General features: G+C 68.4%; 14 protein-coding genes. 9 read left to right on the top strand and 5 right to left on the bottom strand.

Annotated features, from left to right (window positions below):
* The first annotated feature begins 71 nt into the window (after positions 1–71).
* The 6 genes from fabD (at position 72) to AC2D8W_RS20835 (ending at position 6,000) form a co-directional block, all read left to right on the top strand.
* Positions 72–1,013, top strand: a complete 942-nt coding sequence (gene fabD, locus AC2D8W_RS20810) for an ACP S-malonyltransferase (RefSeq protein WP_484673139.1) — start codon at positions 72–74, stop codon at positions 1,011–1,013.
* Position 1,014: 1 nt separating this feature from the next.
* Positions 1,015–1,755 carry a 3-oxoacyl-[acyl-carrier-protein] reductase gene (gene fabG / locus AC2D8W_RS20815; protein ID WP_484673140.1) on the top strand — a complete coding sequence of 247 codons (741 nt, stop codon included), beginning with the start codon at positions 1,015–1,017 and terminating at the stop codon, positions 1,753–1,755.
* 122 nt (positions 1,756–1,877) lie between these two features.
* Complete coding sequence (locus tag AC2D8W_RS20820; RefSeq protein ID WP_068877152.1) at positions 1,878–2,117, top strand: acyl carrier protein; 240 nt, start codon at positions 1,878–1,880, stop codon at positions 2,115–2,117.
* Between the two features lie 90 nt (positions 2,118–2,207).
* On the top strand, positions 2,208–3,491 hold the full coding sequence (gene fabF / locus AC2D8W_RS20825; protein WP_293484179.1) for a beta-ketoacyl-ACP synthase II: 1,284 nt from the start codon (positions 2,208–2,210) through the stop codon (positions 3,489–3,491).
* Positions 3,492–3,822: 331 nt separating this feature from the next.
* A complete protein-coding gene (gene mltG / locus AC2D8W_RS20830) occupies positions 3,823–4,827 on the top strand; it encodes an endolytic transglycosylase MltG (protein ID WP_484673141.1) in 1,005 nt (334 codons plus the stop codon).
* Between the two features lie 216 nt (positions 4,828–5,043).
* Positions 5,044–6,000 carry a hypothetical protein gene (locus AC2D8W_RS20835; protein WP_484673142.1) on the top strand — a complete coding sequence of 319 codons (957 nt, stop codon included), beginning with the start codon at positions 5,044–5,046 and terminating at the stop codon, positions 5,998–6,000.
* 2,434 nt (positions 6,001–8,434) lie between these two features.
* Here AC2D8W_RS20835 and AC2D8W_RS20840 read toward each other — a convergent pair.
* The 5 genes from AC2D8W_RS20840 to AC2D8W_RS20860 form a co-directional block, all read right to left on the bottom strand.
* Positions 8,435–8,638 carry a hypothetical protein gene (locus tag AC2D8W_RS20840; protein WP_484673143.1) on the bottom strand — a complete coding sequence of 68 codons (204 nt, stop codon included), beginning with the start codon at positions 8,636–8,638 and terminating at the stop codon, positions 8,435–8,437.
* 259 nt (positions 8,639–8,897) lie between these two features.
* On the bottom strand, positions 8,898–9,305 hold the full coding sequence (locus tag AC2D8W_RS20845) for a Rap1a/Tai family immunity protein (protein ID WP_484673190.1): 408 nt from the start codon (positions 9,303–9,305) through the stop codon (positions 8,898–8,900).
* 354 nt (positions 9,306–9,659) lie between these two features.
* Positions 9,660–10,157: a GNAT family N-acetyltransferase gene (locus tag AC2D8W_RS20850; protein ID WP_484673144.1), complete on the bottom strand. Its 498-nt coding sequence runs from the start codon at positions 10,155–10,157 to the stop codon at positions 9,660–9,662.
* A 438-nt stretch (positions 10,158–10,595) separates the two neighbouring features.
* Complete coding sequence (locus AC2D8W_RS20855; protein WP_484673145.1) at positions 10,596–11,123, bottom strand: PEPxxWA-CTERM sorting domain-containing protein; 528 nt, start codon at positions 11,121–11,123, stop codon at positions 10,596–10,598.
* A gap of 249 nt (positions 11,124–11,372) precedes the next feature.
* A complete protein-coding gene (locus tag AC2D8W_RS20860; RefSeq protein ID WP_484673146.1) occupies positions 11,373–11,999 on the bottom strand; it encodes a glutathione S-transferase family protein in 627 nt (208 codons plus the stop codon).
* A gap of 456 nt (positions 12,000–12,455) precedes the next feature.
* Between AC2D8W_RS20860 and AC2D8W_RS20865 the strand changes: the two genes are divergently transcribed.
* From AC2D8W_RS20865 to gmk, 3 genes are all read left to right on the top strand, one after another.
* Positions 12,456–13,472 (top strand): aldo/keto reductase, encoded by a 1,017-nt coding sequence (locus AC2D8W_RS20865; protein WP_484673147.1) that lies wholly within the window; start codon positions 12,456–12,458, stop codon positions 13,470–13,472.
* 70 nt (positions 13,473–13,542) lie between these two features.
* Positions 13,543–14,424 (top strand): YicC/YloC family endoribonuclease, encoded by an 882-nt coding sequence (locus AC2D8W_RS20870; RefSeq protein ID WP_293483406.1) that lies wholly within the window; start codon positions 13,543–13,545, stop codon positions 14,422–14,424.
* An 84-nt stretch (positions 14,425–14,508) separates the two neighbouring features.
* Positions 14,509–15,183 carry a guanylate kinase gene (gmk, locus tag AC2D8W_RS20875; protein WP_484673191.1) on the top strand — a complete coding sequence of 225 codons (675 nt, stop codon included), beginning with the start codon at positions 14,509–14,511 and terminating at the stop codon, positions 15,181–15,183.
* The last annotated feature ends 161 nt before the right edge of the window (positions 15,184–15,344 follow it).

Below are 15,344 nucleotides of genomic sequence, written 5' to 3' on the forward strand. Positions count from 1 at the left end.
GTGTCATTCTTGTGCCTGGCTGTTCTATCCCCTAACCCTCGCGCCTCGGAATCACCAGGAAACGGATCGCCATGACGCTCGCATTCCTCTTCCCGGGGCAGGGGAGCCAGGCCGTGGGCATGGGCCAGGAACTGGCCGACGCGTTCGGGGCGGCGCGCGAGGTCTTCCAGGAGGTCGACGACGCCCTCGGCCAGAAGCTCTTCGCCCTGATGAGGGAAGGTCCCGAGGACCAGCTGACGCTGACCGAGAACGCCCAGCCGGCGCTGATGGCGGTCTCGGTCGCCGTCATGCGCACGCTCGAGCGCGAATTCGGCGTCTCGGTCGACAAGGCCGCCTTCGTCGCCGGCCACAGTCTCGGCGAGTACTCGGCCCTGGCCGCCGCCGGCGCGATCAGCCTCTCCGACACCGCGCGCCTCCTCAAGCGCCGGGGCCAGGCCATGCAGCGGGCCGTCCCGGTGGGGCAGGGCGCGATGGCGTCGCTCATCGGACCGAAGAGCGACATCGCCCTCGCCGAGGAGGCCGCCAGGGCCGGCTCGGAGGCCGGGGTTTGCGTCGTCGCGAACGACAACAACCAGGGCAATGTGGTCATTTCCGGCGACAAGGCCGCGGTCGATCGCGCCATCGAGAAGGCCAAGGAACTGGGCGCCCGCGCCATTCCTCTCAATGTCTCCGCCCCCTTTCATTGTCCGCTGATGCGGCCAGCCGCCGACGAGATGTCCGAGGCGCTCGCCGGCGCCACGATCGTCGCCCCGCGCGCGCCTCTGGTGGCGAACGTCACCGCACGCCCGACGAACGACCCGGAGGCGATCCGGAGCATGCTGGTGGAGCAGGTGACCGGCCGGGTTCGCTGGCGCGAGAGCGTGGCCTGGATGGCCGAAAACGGCGTCACGCGCTTCGCGGAGGCCGGAGCGGGCAAGGTGCTCTCGGGGATGGCCAAGCGCATCGCGCCTGACGCCGAGGCGACGCCGCTGAACACCCCTGCCGACCTCGAAGCCTTCGCCGGGAGCCTCTGACATGTTCGACCTGACCGGCAAGACGGCGCTCGTCACGGGCGCGACGGGCGGCATCGGCGCCGAGATCGCCAGGACGCTCCACGCTCAGGGCGCGCACGTGGTGCTGTCGGGCACCCGCGAGGCCGTCTTGCAGGACCTGGCGAAGCAACTCGGGGAGCGCGTCGCTGTGGCGCCGGCGAATCTGTCCGATCCCGCGGCCGTGGATGGCCTGGTCGAGGCGGCGGAGGCCGCTGCCGGCGCGCCCGTGGACATCCTGGTGGCCAACGCCGGGATCACCCGCGACGGCCTGCTGATGCGCATGAAGGACGAGGACTGGGAGACGGTCCTCAAGGTGAACCTGGAGAGCTACTTCCGCCTCGCCCGCTCGGCCATGCGGGGCATGATGAAGCGGCGGCACGGCCGCATCATTGGCATCACCTCGGTGGTCGGCGTGATGGGCAACCCGGGGCAGGCCAACTACGCCGCCTCGAAGGCCGGCATGATCGGCTTCTCCAAGGCGTTGGCGCAGGAAGTCGCCAGCCGCAACATCACCGTCAACTGCGTGGCGCCGGGCTTCATCGAGAGCCCGATGACCGACTCGCTGAACGACCAGCAGAAGGACGCCATCCTCGGCCGGATCCCGTCCGGCAAGCTGGGCGCCGGTCGCGACGTGGCGGCGGCGGTGGCCTATCTCGCCTCCGACGAGGCGGGCTACGTCACGGGGCAGACGCTGCACGTCAACGGCGGCATGGTGATGATCTGACTATCGCCACCCCGGTGGGAACATGCTACGCGGCCCCCGATTTGATCACCACGGTCGGCAGTTGACTTCGATCTCACCGTCGTCGATGCAGTGACCTGACTAACCCCTGAGGGATCTACCGAATGTCCGACGTCCTGGAACGCGTCCGCAAGATCGTCATCGAGCACCTCGATGCGGACCCTGAGAAGGTGACCGAAAAGGCCAGCTTCATCGACGACCTGGGCGCCGACAGCCTGGACAACGTCGAGCTCGTGATGGCCTTCGAGGAGGAGTTCGATATCGAGATCCCCGACGACGCCGCCGAGCACATCCAGACCGTCGGCGACGCGGTGAAGTTCATCCAGGAGCGTCTGGGCGGTTAAGGCCGCAACTTCACGTAACGGATCAAGAGCCGCCGCGTCCCTGGGCACCAGCGCCCGATGGCGCGGCGGTTTCGTTTTTGAGGGCATGCCATGCGTCGAGTCGTCGTCACCGGCATCGGGCTCCTCACCCCGCTGGGGCAGGGGACCGAGCTCACCTGGAAGCGCCTGCTGGCGGGCGAATCGGGCGCGGGCCGCATCAGCGCGTTCGACATCTCGGACTACGCCTGCCAGGTGGCCTGCGAGGTCCCGCGCGTCGACGGACGCGGCGGCGGCGGGCCCGACGTCGAGGGCAGCTTCGACCCCGACCAGACCATGTCGGCCAAGGACCGCCGCCGGGTCGACGACTTCATCCTCTACGCCGTCGCCGCCGCCGACGAGGCCGTCCGCGACGCCGGCTGGACCCCCGAGGACGAGGAGAGCCGCCAGCGCACCGGCGTGATGATCGGCTCGGGCATCGGCGGCCTGGGCACCATCGCCGACACCGCCATCGAGCTGCACGAGAAGGGCCCCCGCCGGGTCAGCCCGTTCTTCATCCCCTCGGCCCTGATCAACCTCGCCAGCGGCCAGGTCTCGATCCGCTACGGCTTCAAGGGCCCCAACCACAGCGTCGTCACCGCCTGCGCCACCGGCGCCCACGCCGTCGGCGACGCGGCCCGGCTGATCATGTTCGGCGACGCCGACGTGATGGTGGCCGGCGGCGCCGAGGCCAGCGTGGTCCCCGTGGGCATCGCCGGCTTCATCGCCTGCCGCGCCATGTCCACCGGCTTCAACGACAACCCCAAGGCCGCCAGCCGCCCCTACGACAAGGACCGCGACGGCTTCGTCATGGGCGAGGGCGCCGGCGTCCTGGTCCTGGAGGAGCTGGAGCACGCCAAGGCCCGCGGCGCGAAGATCTACGCCGAGGTCATCGGCTACGGCCTGGCCGGCGACGCCTACCACATCACCGCCCCGGCCGAGGACGGCGACGGCGGCTTCCGGGCCATGCAGGCGGCGATCCGCAACGCCGGGATCCAGGCCAGCGACATCGACTACATCAACGCCCACGGCACCTCGACGCCCCTGGGCGACGAGATCGAGCTGGGCGCCGTCGAGCGCCTGCTGGGCAACGCCGCCGGCAAGGCCACCATGAGCTCGACCAAGTCGGCCACCGGCCACCTGCTGGGCGCCGCCGGCGCCATCGAGGCGGCCTTCACGTGCCTCGCCATCCGCGACCAGATCGCGCCGCCCACCATCAACCTCGACAACCCCTCGGTCGAGACGCCGATCGACCTGGTGGCCCACAAGGCCAAGCCGATGAAGATCGACGTGGCGCTGTCCAACAGCTTCGGCTTCGGCGGCACCAACGCCTCGGTGGTCTTCAAGAAGTACGCGTGAGCGGGCGCGGCGTGGCGGCTGCCAGCGGCGGCGCTAGCGGCGCGGTCGGAAGGAGCGCCTGCGGCGCGTCCACGGAAAACACGGAAGACACGGAAGGCGGGGGACCGATCCTCTCCCCCCGGGCGCAGCCCGGAGAGGGAGAGGGCAGGGAGAGGGCGGCGCAGGCGTTGGTCGTGCGCCGGGGGCGAAGCGAGCGTCCCCGACACCCGCGCCTACGCCCGTCCGCTCGACCGGCCTGCCCGCCCCACCTCGGCGCCGCCCTCTCCCGACCCTCTCCCTCTCCGCTTCGCGGGGGGAGAGGAGGGGGCGCCTGCCGCGCGGTGACGCCCTGATGGCGCGCAGGCGGATCAGCCGGCGGGCGGCGGCGGGGGGCGGGCTGATCGCGGCCGGGCTGGCGATCCTCGTGGCGCTGGCCGCCGTGTGGAGCTTCGTGGGCCCCGGCCCGAAGGCGGCCTCGGGCGAGGTCACCTATGTGGTGCTGGAGCGCGGCGCCGGCGTGAACCGCATCGCCGCGGCGCTGGACGAGGCCGGGGTCGTCTCCTCGGCGGGCCTCTTCGCCCTGGGCGCCCGGCTCACCGGGGCCGCGGGCGACCTGAAGGCCGGCGAGTACGAGGTGAAGTCCGGCGCCTCCATGGCCTCGCTGCTGGCCGACATCCGCGCCGGCCGCGTCGTGCGCCGCCGCATCACCATCCCCGAGGGCTGGACCAGCGGCATGGCGGCCGAGGCGGTGAACGCCTATCCGGCCCTGACCGGCCGCGCCGACGAGCCGCCCGAGGGCGCCCTGATGCCCGACACCTACGACGTGCGCCGCGGCGAGGACCGCGCCGCCGTGATCGCCCGCATGCGCGCCGCCCGCGACAAGGCGCTGGCCGAGCTGTGGGCCGCCCGCGCACCCGACCTGCCCCTGCGCACCCCCGACGAGGCGGTGATCCTGGCCTCCATCGTCGAGAAGGAGACGGGCGTGGCGGCCGAACGGCCGCGCGTGGCGGCGGTGTTCACCAACCGCCTGCGGATGGGCATGCCGCTGCAGAGCGACCCCACCATCATCTACGGCCTCACCAGGGGCCGCCCCCTGGGCCGCGGCATCCGCGCCTCGGAGCTGGCGGGCGACACCGGCTACAACACCTACCGGTTCATCGGCCTGCCCCCGACCCCCATCGCCAACCCCGGCCGCGAGGCCCTGGCCGCCGTGCTGAACCCGCCGAAGACCGACGAGCTGTTCTTCGTGGCCGACGGCACGGGCGGGCACGCGTTCGCGAAGACGTACGCGGAGCACCAGCGCAACGTGGCGCGGTGGCGGGAGATCGAACGGGCGCGGGGGGCAGCTGGGAGGTAGGGGGGTGGGGCTGGGGGTGACTCAACAGAGACGTTGGGAAGGTCCGCTTCTTGGGGGACGTGCACGCCGCGCTGCCGTCACCGTTGACAACGGTTTCGCGGCTCGCCCAAGTTGTCACGAAGTCTGGGGTTAGGCGGCTCAAGGCTCCTTGCGGCCTGCGCCAGCCGGGCATCTGACAGGGCGACCGACATACAAGTCATACCCATCCACTTCGACGTGCCGGGTCACGCGATTCCCCTCGACACATTTCTGCGTACTTCCGCGCAGACCGAAGAAGTCATCCGAAGCCTAAATCGAGAGCTGTTCGACGGGCAGCTGACAATCGAACTGTTGGTGCTGCCCCCTGAGGAAGGCACGTTCTTGGCACGGCTCGGCGTGATGCTCGCTGCCGGCGCGGCTGCCGTCGGCTGGTTCATCGAGAGCGACATAGGGAAAGGATTTCTCAAAGGGCTCACTGAACATGAACCCGCTTACTGGGCCGAGCAGCTGGGCAAGGGCGCCAGGGCCTCCGCCGAGACCCTCCTGGCGGATGATGATGATGAACCGCCCACGCGAGAGGAGGAGTATGGAGCGCTCATCCTGGGTGAGATGGCGAAGTCATTCCTGGGCAGGGACAACCACGAATTGATCCGTGCGGGTATCAGCCCCGTCCAGTTTCGCGACGCCTTCGAAGCGAAGAATGAGTTCTACCAAGCCTGCGCCGACACCCCCGAGTTACAAGGTATCGGGTTCACTGAGGAGTCTCGGTTTCCCATTCAGCGGCCGGACTTCGTCCGCCTTCAGACGATGCTCCCACTGAGGGAAGAGGTCGAGCATCCTTGGTTAGTCGGGATAGCGGTGCTCAAAGTGACATCGCCAAACTGGGATCGTGACGACCGCAGTAGACGGTGGAAGGGACGGGATCAACAAGGGCGTGATCGATACTTCCGCATCGACGACGATGAATTCTGGCGCCGTGTCGCGGCTGACACGATCAGCACCCATATCATTGATGTAATAAGAGTTCAGTGGATCTTTCAAGGAAGATCAGATCAGCCTAAGAATTGCAAAGTGCTACGAGTTCTCGAATTCAATGGTGTTCCATTGTCAGAACCAATGTCTGACAATGAAATTGGCGTCACCATTGAATGGCTCGCGACGCACGAAGACGACCAAGGGGACCTCTTCGATTAGTCGATTTCCACTGAGAATGAGTTTGGCGATAGACGCGCGGATCGCACCGGGAGGTATGGCTGGGGTGAGTCGCCAACCAAGGACCGCACCCGCCGACATGCCTCTTCGTCCATAAGCGGCCCGAGCACTATTGACACCAGCCCAGTTCGACTAAACCGCAACCCCTTCTGAGAGTTCGAGTTATATACGCCGCGGATTTCCGTCTCGTACGACCAGTCACTGGCTTTATTGAAGAACAGCAGGAAGTCACTCTCGGCCTTGCTGGTATCACCGCCGCTAAATCCCGAGCCATTGGAAAGTTGATATGCGAGACTCAATGGATATATTGGTCTGTGACTGGAGTACTTGACGTATCCGACCTTCTCTCCGCTTGAAAAAGCGCGACCGGCGAAATGCAAGCATGCGCCTTTGTAGCTGGCGGCGTAGTGCGACCATAGCAGGGGAGAATCCGAACGCTCGCAAAACGCGACAATTCGCCAGTACCTCCTAACTCGATCAATATAGGCTTCCGCTTGTTCTTTGAGTTTCCCGAAATCCGGACTTGATTCGAATTGGTCCTGAAATCCTAGTGTAGTTTTCCGCCTAGGTATCCAACTTGCTTGCAGGTCGTCGAATATCTTTGGTGAGAGTTCAAAAGGGTCGTTGAGGCTGTTCCACGTGGCCCCCACAAGCTCCGCGTCTCGAAGAGTGCGCTCTAGGTGACCCCAAGAAGTTTCATTCTGTAGGCTAACGTATTTGAAAAGAGATTGATTGGGACTCGGGGGCCTCAGGCCCACGCCGCTCCGAAGGGCGAGCAGTTCTCCTTCTGCCCAATCTTCAAAAGACATGGCTCTGGCGCCCCGAAGCAAATGCCGCAGGTAAGGCTAAGCTAAGCTTCCCTTGATGGGAAAGCTCATAATCAATGTGCTTGCTCTCAAGGTTCGCTCTTGGCGGCGGGTTGACGCCGGAGCGGCGCGCCGGAGGTTGAAGACCTGGGAGAGGGTCTACCTAGAGGGCGGTGGCCATGCGCCAACCCGACCTGTTTTGGGTCGCGCAGAAACCCTGGAAGGCGCCACAGCCGAAGCACATTTGGCGATCCGGCAACCGCTGAAGACAAGCGCGCTTCGAAAACCGGACAGACTCGCATTCTTCACGCGGGAATGTCGGGGATCGTCGGAGCCATCGTCGATGATTTGCGGACGCAATCCTCAGCCAAGTGCCCCACACCGCGCCCTTCATGCCATGGACAGAGTTTGCCTGGGGGCTGAGCCGTCTCAAGGACGGGCCCGCAGGGCCCGCCGCGGCGCGGTCGCGCCAGAGGCGCGATCCCTGACACGGCTCAGCCCCCAGGCTCGCAATCAACCATGAGATCGAAGGACGCCTCCCTGTCCGGTGGGGCAGCGGGGCGGGAAACCGGCCAGTCTGCCCGGACACGCCCAGCATCTCGTTCGGCCTCTCTGTTGAAGCCCGTAGCGCCTTTGGCCGGACGGCTCGGCTCAGGGCGGCGGCCTTCTTCGAGGTCTATGTGGCGAAAGAGGCCCGGCGCACGCTCCTACGCGCGGCAATGACCGGCCGTCCGCTCGGCGCGGCCGCTTGGGTCAGGGCGCTGGAGGCCGCGGCTGGCCGCACATTGACCGATCCGCCCCGCGGCCGGCCACCAGGGCCGCGTGGGGATGCGCGGCAGAACCAGCTGCTTTGAGCGAAGGCGTGTGTGTCCCGGTTTTCAAGGCGGAGCGGGTCGATAGATCAGCGAGCCCAGAATGACTGAGGGACCTTCGACATCCCAATGCCGCCCAACGGATCTTCACCCTGCTTGCAGGCAGTGTTCTGGCCTTCTTTACCACAAACTCGGAGATGTGAGCGCTTGCCACACCACGGCCGCCCGATCTCCTGGAGGAAGTCCTTCCAGCCGACTCCCTCATCGGAAAGCATCGCTCTGACACAACGGCAGTTAAAATCGCTCGCGCCGACGACTCTGCTAATCGTCGCCCGATATCCTTCTTGGTCCCTTGCGTACCTCTGAACGTCTGCTAACCGCTCAGTGCAACGGTCAAGGCTGTTGCATGCTCCCCGGCCGAGATATTTTGCCACGCACCGCGCTCGTTCATCTATAGGCTCTTTGAACTTCTCATAAATGGCAGCACCGGCTTGGCTAGCGCTCTGGGAAAACGCGGCGCCTGGGATCAACGCGAGCGTTGTGAGAACAATGGCTAAGCGCGAAATCGTCCTATTGCGTGGCATTGAGCGGCTCCCACAAGTCCGGCGCTATGCCGCCTTCCGAATTCGTCCCTAAGTTGAGAGACATTCGCCCTGCTCGGCCTGGACGTCAATAACGACGTTCTTTAGTGTCTGCGCGGAGTGGAAGTTGTCCTCGCAACGGTTAGATTGCGGGCGAAATCGGGGACGCTGGCGAAGGTCCGCTTCCCGCACACATTCAAGTATCGGCTTCCGGCGCTCAGCCGCCGATGCGAGCCTCAACGTCGTCCAACCGGTCGCTCGCCTCTTCCGCTTGCGAGGATGCCTGGTCCGCTGTGGACTGGGCGGCGTCGGCCGCGTCAGCGACGTCGCTGACGGCCTGGAGGATCGCGGCGGCTCCGAGAAAGAGTGCCGTAGCGGCCACCACCAACAATCCAGCAACCCTGCGGTTAGACCGGGCCATCAGAGGCCTCAGAGCGATCTGGCCGAGTCGCGCGAACACCGATGGCGGCAAGTGCAGCGATGCCAGAGAAGGTGATCTGAGCGCTGTTGCTCCCGGATAAACCGGATAGGCCCGAAAGGAGAAACAGGACCCAGAGCGTGGCCTCGCCCCAGGTGAAGGCCTTCATGCGCCCCCACAGTGTTGTCTTTCTCACGTCGCTCATTTCCACCCCCGTCTCCCGACCCGCTGAAAGATGCGCCAAATGTCCCTCGCCTGGGCCTTACCGACCACGACATGGATAGGCCTCCGCGAGTGCCATCAGTACTATCTGCCGCGTACTTCCTTCGGCGTCGTCAGGATGAAGGCGGAGGTAGCTCACGAAGACCTCAAGCGCTCTCGCTATGGGTATACCTTCCTTCGGTCCACAGTAGGCAGGTCGCGCCCCGTTGAAGCCGACCATCAACGTGTGAGTGGACATCACGCCGTCGAGGAAGCCGGTGCACGCCGCCAAGCCCAACATCGCTAAGGCGGGATCAATTTGCTTCTGGCACTGCGCAGCCATCTGCTTCGCTGGGGATTGGCCACTGGCTGGCGTCTGCGCAACTGCCACAACGCCTGTCGACACGGCGATCACCAGTCCAACCAACATGGGCCGCAGCCGCACTGCGCCGGTAAGCCATATCCGCATCGCTATCCCCCTCCGTCTCGCGCGCCCATACGCCACCGTAGCGTAGCCATGCGATGCGTCGCAGTCGCTCGCGCACTCCAGCGGCACGGGGCCTTGAGCGTCCGCTTTCCGGCCAAATGTCAGTGTCTCCTTCTGGCGCACAGCCGCCTCCTGCGCCCTTCAACCCGCCCCGGAGCCCGCCTGCGGGGTCAGGCGCGAGCCCTGGTGGGCTCGCCGGGGGGGCGGGGGCGCTGGGGCGCGCGCTTTGACCCGCCTGGCCCCGTAGGCTCGCAGGCGGCCGTGGGTTTGAAGGGGCGGCGTATCCCCGCTGGGATGGGGACCTGGAGACGTTGCCGTCGCGGCGCGGCGGCGCGGCTATTCGACGTCGAAGGCGGGGTGGAACCTCACCTGGCCTTGGGGCCTGGCGCCGGCGAGCGTCAGGCGCTGGAACGCGCCCTTGGGAACATCGACCATGTAGAGGTCCGGATCGGTCTCGAACCCGAATCTCCGGTAGTACCGGGGGTCGCCCAGCAGGACGCATCCGCCGGCGCCGTCCGCGCGCAGCCGCTCCAATCCGTGGCGGATCAGGGCCTGGCCCACGCCGGTGCGCTGCCGCGCCGGCCAGACCGAGACCGGACCCAGGCCGTACCAGCCCACGGCCTGTCCATCGACCGTGACGGGAGAGAAGGCGACGTGCCCGACGATCGCGTCGGCCTCCGTCGCCACCAACGAGAGCGTAAGCGCGCCGGCCGCCCTCAACCCCGCGATGACCCTGGCCTCGGTCTGCTGGCTGAAGGGCATGTTCTGGAAGGCCGCCTCGGTGAGGGCGTGGATGGCGGCGGCGTCCTGTGGACGCTCGGGTCGAATGTGCATGAGGAACTTGAACCTGAAGGACGTTGGGCGTGCAGCCTCGAGCCGCGCCTTCGCGGCGCGTCGCTCGGCACGGCGGGTCCCGCTCAGCGGGACGTCAGCGAATTCCCACAGTCTCTGGCATGCGCCGACCGTAGCGCGGGGCCCGAAAACCACAAGCGGTCCGGGCCGGGCCCGGCTTCAGGGATGGCGGCGGCCGGGTCCCGGGCCTTCGCGCCCTGGCGAGCGCAGCGCCCGGGATGACGGGGGTGGTCTTTGAGCTTGCCGCTGTCATCCCGGTTTCGCCGCAGGCGAACACCGGGACCCATACGCGCCAGTCTTTGGGGGATGGGGCGCGGTGGTGGCGGCGGGGGTGGTCCTGAGGCGCGGAGTCTATGGGTCCCGGTCTTGGGCTGCGCCCAAACCGGGATGACAGGGGGGGAGGGGGCGGCGGCGGCTCGATCATCCCGCCGCCGACGCACGGGGGCGCCGGCGCAGGGCGGCGCCGGCGAGGCCGAAGCCGGCGATCATCAGCGCCCACGACGCCGGCTCCGGCGTCGGTGAGCCTGGCGGGCGCTTGAGGAAGAACGGATCGCTCTGTTCGCTGCGCTGGCCGTCGATCGTCCAGTAGGCGTTGAGGATCGAGGTGTATTCCACGACGCCCAGCAGCCGTAAGTTCGTGAAGTCGAGGTCCATGCCGAACTTCAGCGCCTGGCCGCGCGGGATCACCGGTCCGGACCAGCTGTACAGCACGGACTCGCCCGAGCCCTGCTCGATCGTGGGCGCGCCCCAGGGATCCGTCATGATCCGATAGTCGCAGAAGGTGATGATGATGAGGCCGCAACGCACCTGAGGTTGTCGGGAAAAGAGGATGTGGAAGTCGTTGTTGTCGCCAAAGCTCTCCACCCACCGGGCGGCCTGCGCCGGCGCGGCCACGAGGCCCAGCGCGATCACCATCGCCGCAAGGCGCGCACCCAAGGTCTGAAGCATCGATCTGGCCTCCCGCCGCCCACCGCCGCCGACGCGGGGGCGTCGTTCAAGGCGGTGGGTGGAGTGGCGCAGGCTGCGGGAGACGCGGGCCGGCGGCGTTGATGTGGATCAAGGGCGGTCTTGGGGACACGGCCTTGGGCTCTTGGCCGGTGCTGCGCGTGGCGTCGGCGCCGGGGGCCTGCCTGAGGCGCGGAGTGTATGGGTCCCGGTTTTCGCCGGCGGCGAAACCGGGATGACAGGGCGGGGCCGTCAGGGGTCGTGGGCTTCGTGGGAACGGGCGAGGGCGCGCTGGTAGGCGTCGCGGGCGGTGGTGCGGGCGAGGTAGGCCTGTTCGGCGGGGTCGAGGGCGAAGCCGGCGTGGGCGGCGCCCAGGCGCAGGGCGTAGCTGACCGAGATGTCGGCGGCGGTGAAGCGGTCGCCGGCCATGTAGGGGGCGGCGGCGAGCTGGCGGCGCACGAGCAGCAGGCGGCGCTCGACGCACTCGCGGGCCCAGCGGGCGCCCCAGTTGTCGCGCTCGGCCTCAGGCGCGAGGAAGCCGCTGACCAGGGGGACCATCATGAGGGTGGCGAGGCCCGCCTCGCCCAGGTGGAGGAACTGCTGGTAGGCGGGGAAGGCCGGGTCGCCGGGCGCAGGCTGCAGCGGCGTGGGGCCGTAGCGGCCCATCAGGTACTCGAGGATCGCGATGGACTCGACCATGGCGACCTCGCCGTCCTGGATGGCGGGCAGGAAGTCGCCGGGGTTGACGGCGAGCCAGGCGGGGTCCTTCTCCGGGGCCAGCATGTCGACCTGCCGCACCTGGTAGGGCAGGCCCATCTCCTCCAGCAGCCAGGCGACGCGCAGGGACCGCGAGGTCTGTCCGCCCCATACCGTGATCATGGTGGTCGTCCTCCGTGGGGTGGTGTGTACAGGACGTGCGGGGGCGGGGGGATCCGACATCCTGGGGGCCTCACCGCTGTCATCCCGGTTTCGCCTTGGCGAAGACCGGGATCCATACGCGTCGGTGGTGGGGATTTCGGCGCGGCGTGGGCGGCGGGGGGTTTGCCTGAAGCGCGGAGTCTATGGGTCCCGGTCTTGGGCTGCGCCCAAACCGGGATGACAGGGGTTTATGGTTGTTGGCGCGACCTGCGGGAGGGGCGGGTGCGGCCCGAGGACCTGGCGCCGGCGCCGGCGTGGATGGGATCGCGGATCCAGGACGACGCGGCGCGGGTCAGGCTGTCGGGGCGCTGAGGGTCCGGCCTCCCGCTTGGCTTGGGCGGCTTGGCCGTGGCAGAAGGCGGGCGGCGGGCTTTGCGCCGCCGTTCCCCGGACCTTCAGCTGAGAGCATCACCCTCCATGGGCAACCGTCGCCTGGGCCGCAGCGCCATCGTGGTTTCCGACATCTGCATGGGCACCATGACCTTCGGGTCGGCGGTGGACGAACCCACGTCGCACCGGATCCTGGACCAGTGCTTCGACGCCGGGATCAACTTCTACGACACGGCCGAGAACTATCCCGTGCCGCCGGACCCCAAGTGGGCCGGGCAGTGCGAGGAGATCGTCGGGCGCTGGCTGAAGACCAAGGACCGCGACGCGGTCATCCTGGCGACCAAGGTGTGCGGGCCGAGCCACGGCTGGATCAAGGGCTCGATGCGGGCGGGGATGACGGCGCTGGACCGGCACAACATCACCCGCGCGCTGGAGGCCAGCCTGAAGCGGCTGGGGACCGACTACATCGACCTCTACCAGACCCACTGGCCGGACCACGGCGTGGCCTACGACGAGACCATGGAGACGCTGGACGAGCTGGTCCGCGCCGGGAAGGTGCGGATCGTGGGCTGCAGCAACGAGACGACCTGGGGGCTGATGAAGAGCCTGGCGGCGTCGGAGCGGCTGGGGACGGTTCGATACGAGACGATCCAGAACAACTTCAGCCTGAACAACCGGCGGTTCGAGGACGAACTGGCGGCGGCCTGCCGGCACGAGGGGGTGAGCCTGATCCCCTATTCGCCGCTGGCCGGCGGGGTGCTGTCGGGCAAGTACAACGGCGGCGCGCGGCCGGCGGGGGCGCGGTTCTCGCGCTACCTCGAGCTGGGCGGGCGGCAGGCGGCCATGGCCAACCGGTTCGTCAACGACAAGTCGCTGGCCTCGACCGAGCGGTTCATGGCGATCGCGGCGCAGGCCGGGATGAGCCCGGTGACGCTGGCCACCGCGTGGAGCAAGCAGCACGACTTCGTGGCCTCGACCATCGTGGGCGTGACGGCCGAGGCCCAGCTGCCCGACATCCTGGCCGCGATGGACCTGGTGCTGCCGCAGGACGTGATGAAGGCCATCGACGGGGTGACGAAGGAGATCCTCTACCCGATGGGGTAGGGCGTCACTCCAGGTTCTCTCGGGCGGCGACACGCTCTAAGAGGCGGCGGAACGCGGCGGAGGGCTGGGCATGCCGATCTCGGGGATGACGGGGTTCGGGCGCGCGGAGGGCGCGCTGGGGTCGTGGACCTGGGCGGTCGAGGCGCGCAGCGTGAACGGGCGGAACCTGGAGGTGCGGTTCCGCGGGCCGCCGGGGTTCGAGGGCCTGGAGCGGGCGGCGCGCGAGGGGGCGCAGGCGCGGTTCGCGCGCGGGCAGCTGACCGTGGGCGTCCAGGCCAAGCGCGCCGAGGGCGCGGCGGCCGTGCGCGTCAACCACGAGGTGCTGGACCGCTACCTGGCCCTGGGCGCGCCGCTGGTGGCGGCCGGGCGCGCCGCGGCGCCGTCGATGGACGGCCTGCTGGCGCTGCGCGGGGTGCTGGAAGGCGACGACGCCGGGCTGGACCCCGAGGCCCAGGCCGAGCTGGAGGCGGCGATGGCGGCCTCGATCGGGGCGGCCCTGGACGGCCTCCTGGCCGCGCGCCGGCAGGAGGGCGGCCAGCTCGCGCCCGTGCTGGGCGGCCAGGTGGACCGGATCGGCGCGCTGGCGGCGCAGGCCCGCGAGCTGGCGGCCGGGCAGCCGGCGCTGATCAAGGCCCGCTTCGAGGCGCGGCTGAAGGAGCTGGCGGGTGAGGCCGCCACCGAGGAGCGCATCGTGCAGGAGGCCGCCGCCATGGCGGTGAAGGCCGACGTGGCCGAGGAGCTGGACCGGCTGGCCGGCCACGTGGACGCCGCGCGCGGTCTGCTGGCCGCGGAGGGCGCGGTGGGCCGGCGGCTGGACTTCCTGACGCAGGAATTCATGCGCGAGGCCAACACCCTGTGCTCGAAGTCGGCCTCGGGCGCCTTGACCGCGGTGGGCCTGGACCTCAAAGCCGTCATCGAGCAGTTCCGCGAGCAGGTGCAGAATGTGGAGTGAACCGCGCGGAGCCGTCGTGGGGGGAGAGCGGGGTTGGTGAGCGTTCAGGATCCGGGCAAGCCCTGGGAGACGACGCGGCGGGGGATGCTGCTGCTGGTCTCGAGCCCGGCGGGCGCGGGCAAGACCTCGCTCACGCGCACCCTGGTGGCCGACCACGACAGCCTGATCCTGTCGATCTCGGCGACGACGCGCGACCCGCGGCCGGGCGAGGAGGAGGGGCGCGAGTACTACTTCAAGAGCCGGGACGAGTTCGAGGCGCTGGTCGCCGCGGGCGAGTTCCTGGAGCACGCCACGGTCAACGGGAACTACTACGGCACGCCCAAGGCGCCGGTGATGGCCGCGCTGGAGGCCGGGCACGACGTGATCTTCGACATCGACTGGCAGGGCGCGGCGCAGATCGCCGAAAAGGCGCCGGACGATTCCGTGCGGGTGTTCATCCTGCCGCCGGCCTGGGGCGACCTGGAGCGGCGCCTGAGGGCGCGGGCGCAGGACTCGGAGGCGATCATGGAGGCGCGCCTGCGGCTGGGGCAGGAAGAGATCCAGCACTGGCACCTCTACGACTACGTCATCGTCAACCAGAACTTCGACCGGGCCTACGCGGACCTGGGCCACATCTACCGCGCCGAGCGGATCAAGCCGCAGCGCAACACCTGGCTGCCGGGCTTCGTGGGCGGGCTGCTGGCGGAGGCCGCGGGGGGCGAGCCGTCCACGGCCGGGGCGCCGCCGCGCACCACGATGATGCGGCCGGTGCAGAAGTAGGCGACTGCTGTCGTCCCGGTTTCGCGGCAGCGAAGACCGGGATCCATGCGCGTCGGCGGTCGAGCGTGAGGCGCGGCGTGGACGGCCGGGGGTCTGCCTGGGGCGCGGAGTCTATGGGTCCCGGTCTTGAGCTGCGCTCAAACCGGGATGACAGATGGGGG

The sequence above is a fragment of the Phenylobacterium sp. T106 genome, assembly GCF_057219735.1.

Bases quoted from the DNA above. Each gene is read 5' to 3' on its own strand.
- fabD (WP_484673139.1), top strand. From the start codon at position 72: ATGACGCTCGCATTCCTCTTCCCGGGGCAGGGGAGCCAGGCCGTGGGC.
- fabG (WP_484673140.1), top strand. From the start codon at position 1,015: ATGTTCGACCTGACCGGCAAGACGGCGCTCGTCACGGGCGCGACGGGC.
- AC2D8W_RS20820 (WP_068877152.1), top strand. From the start codon at position 1,878: ATGTCCGACGTCCTGGAACGCGTCCGCAAGATCGTCATCGAGCACCTC.
- fabF (WP_293484179.1), top strand. From the start codon at position 2,208: ATGCGTCGAGTCGTCGTCACCGGCATCGGGCTCCTCACCCCGCTGGGG.
- mltG (WP_484673141.1), top strand. From the start codon at position 3,823: ATGGCGCGCAGGCGGATCAGCCGGCGGGCGGCGGCGGGGGGCGGGCTG.
- AC2D8W_RS20840 (WP_484673143.1), bottom strand. From the start codon at position 8,638: ATGGCCCGGTCTAACCGCAGGGTTGCTGGATTGTTGGTGGTGGCCGCT.
- AC2D8W_RS20845 (WP_484673190.1), bottom strand. From the start codon at position 9,305: ATGCGGATATGGCTTACCGGCGCAGTGCGGCTGCGGCCCATGTTGGTT.
- AC2D8W_RS20850 (WP_484673144.1), bottom strand. From the start codon at position 10,157: ATGCACATTCGACCCGAGCGTCCACAGGACGCCGCCGCCATCCACGCC.
- AC2D8W_RS20855 (WP_484673145.1), bottom strand. From the start codon at position 11,123: ATGCTTCAGACCTTGGGTGCGCGCCTTGCGGCGATGGTGATCGCGCTG.
- AC2D8W_RS20860 (WP_484673146.1), bottom strand. From the start codon at position 11,999: ATGATCACGGTATGGGGCGGACAGACCTCGCGGTCCCTGCGCGTCGCC.
- AC2D8W_RS20865 (WP_484673147.1), top strand. From the start codon at position 12,456: ATGGGCAACCGTCGCCTGGGCCGCAGCGCCATCGTGGTTTCCGACATC.
- AC2D8W_RS20870 (WP_293483406.1), top strand. From the start codon at position 13,543: ATGCCGATCTCGGGGATGACGGGGTTCGGGCGCGCGGAGGGCGCGCTG.
- gmk (WP_484673191.1), top strand. From the start codon at position 14,509: ATGCTGCTGCTGGTCTCGAGCCCGGCGGGCGCGGGCAAGACCTCGCTC.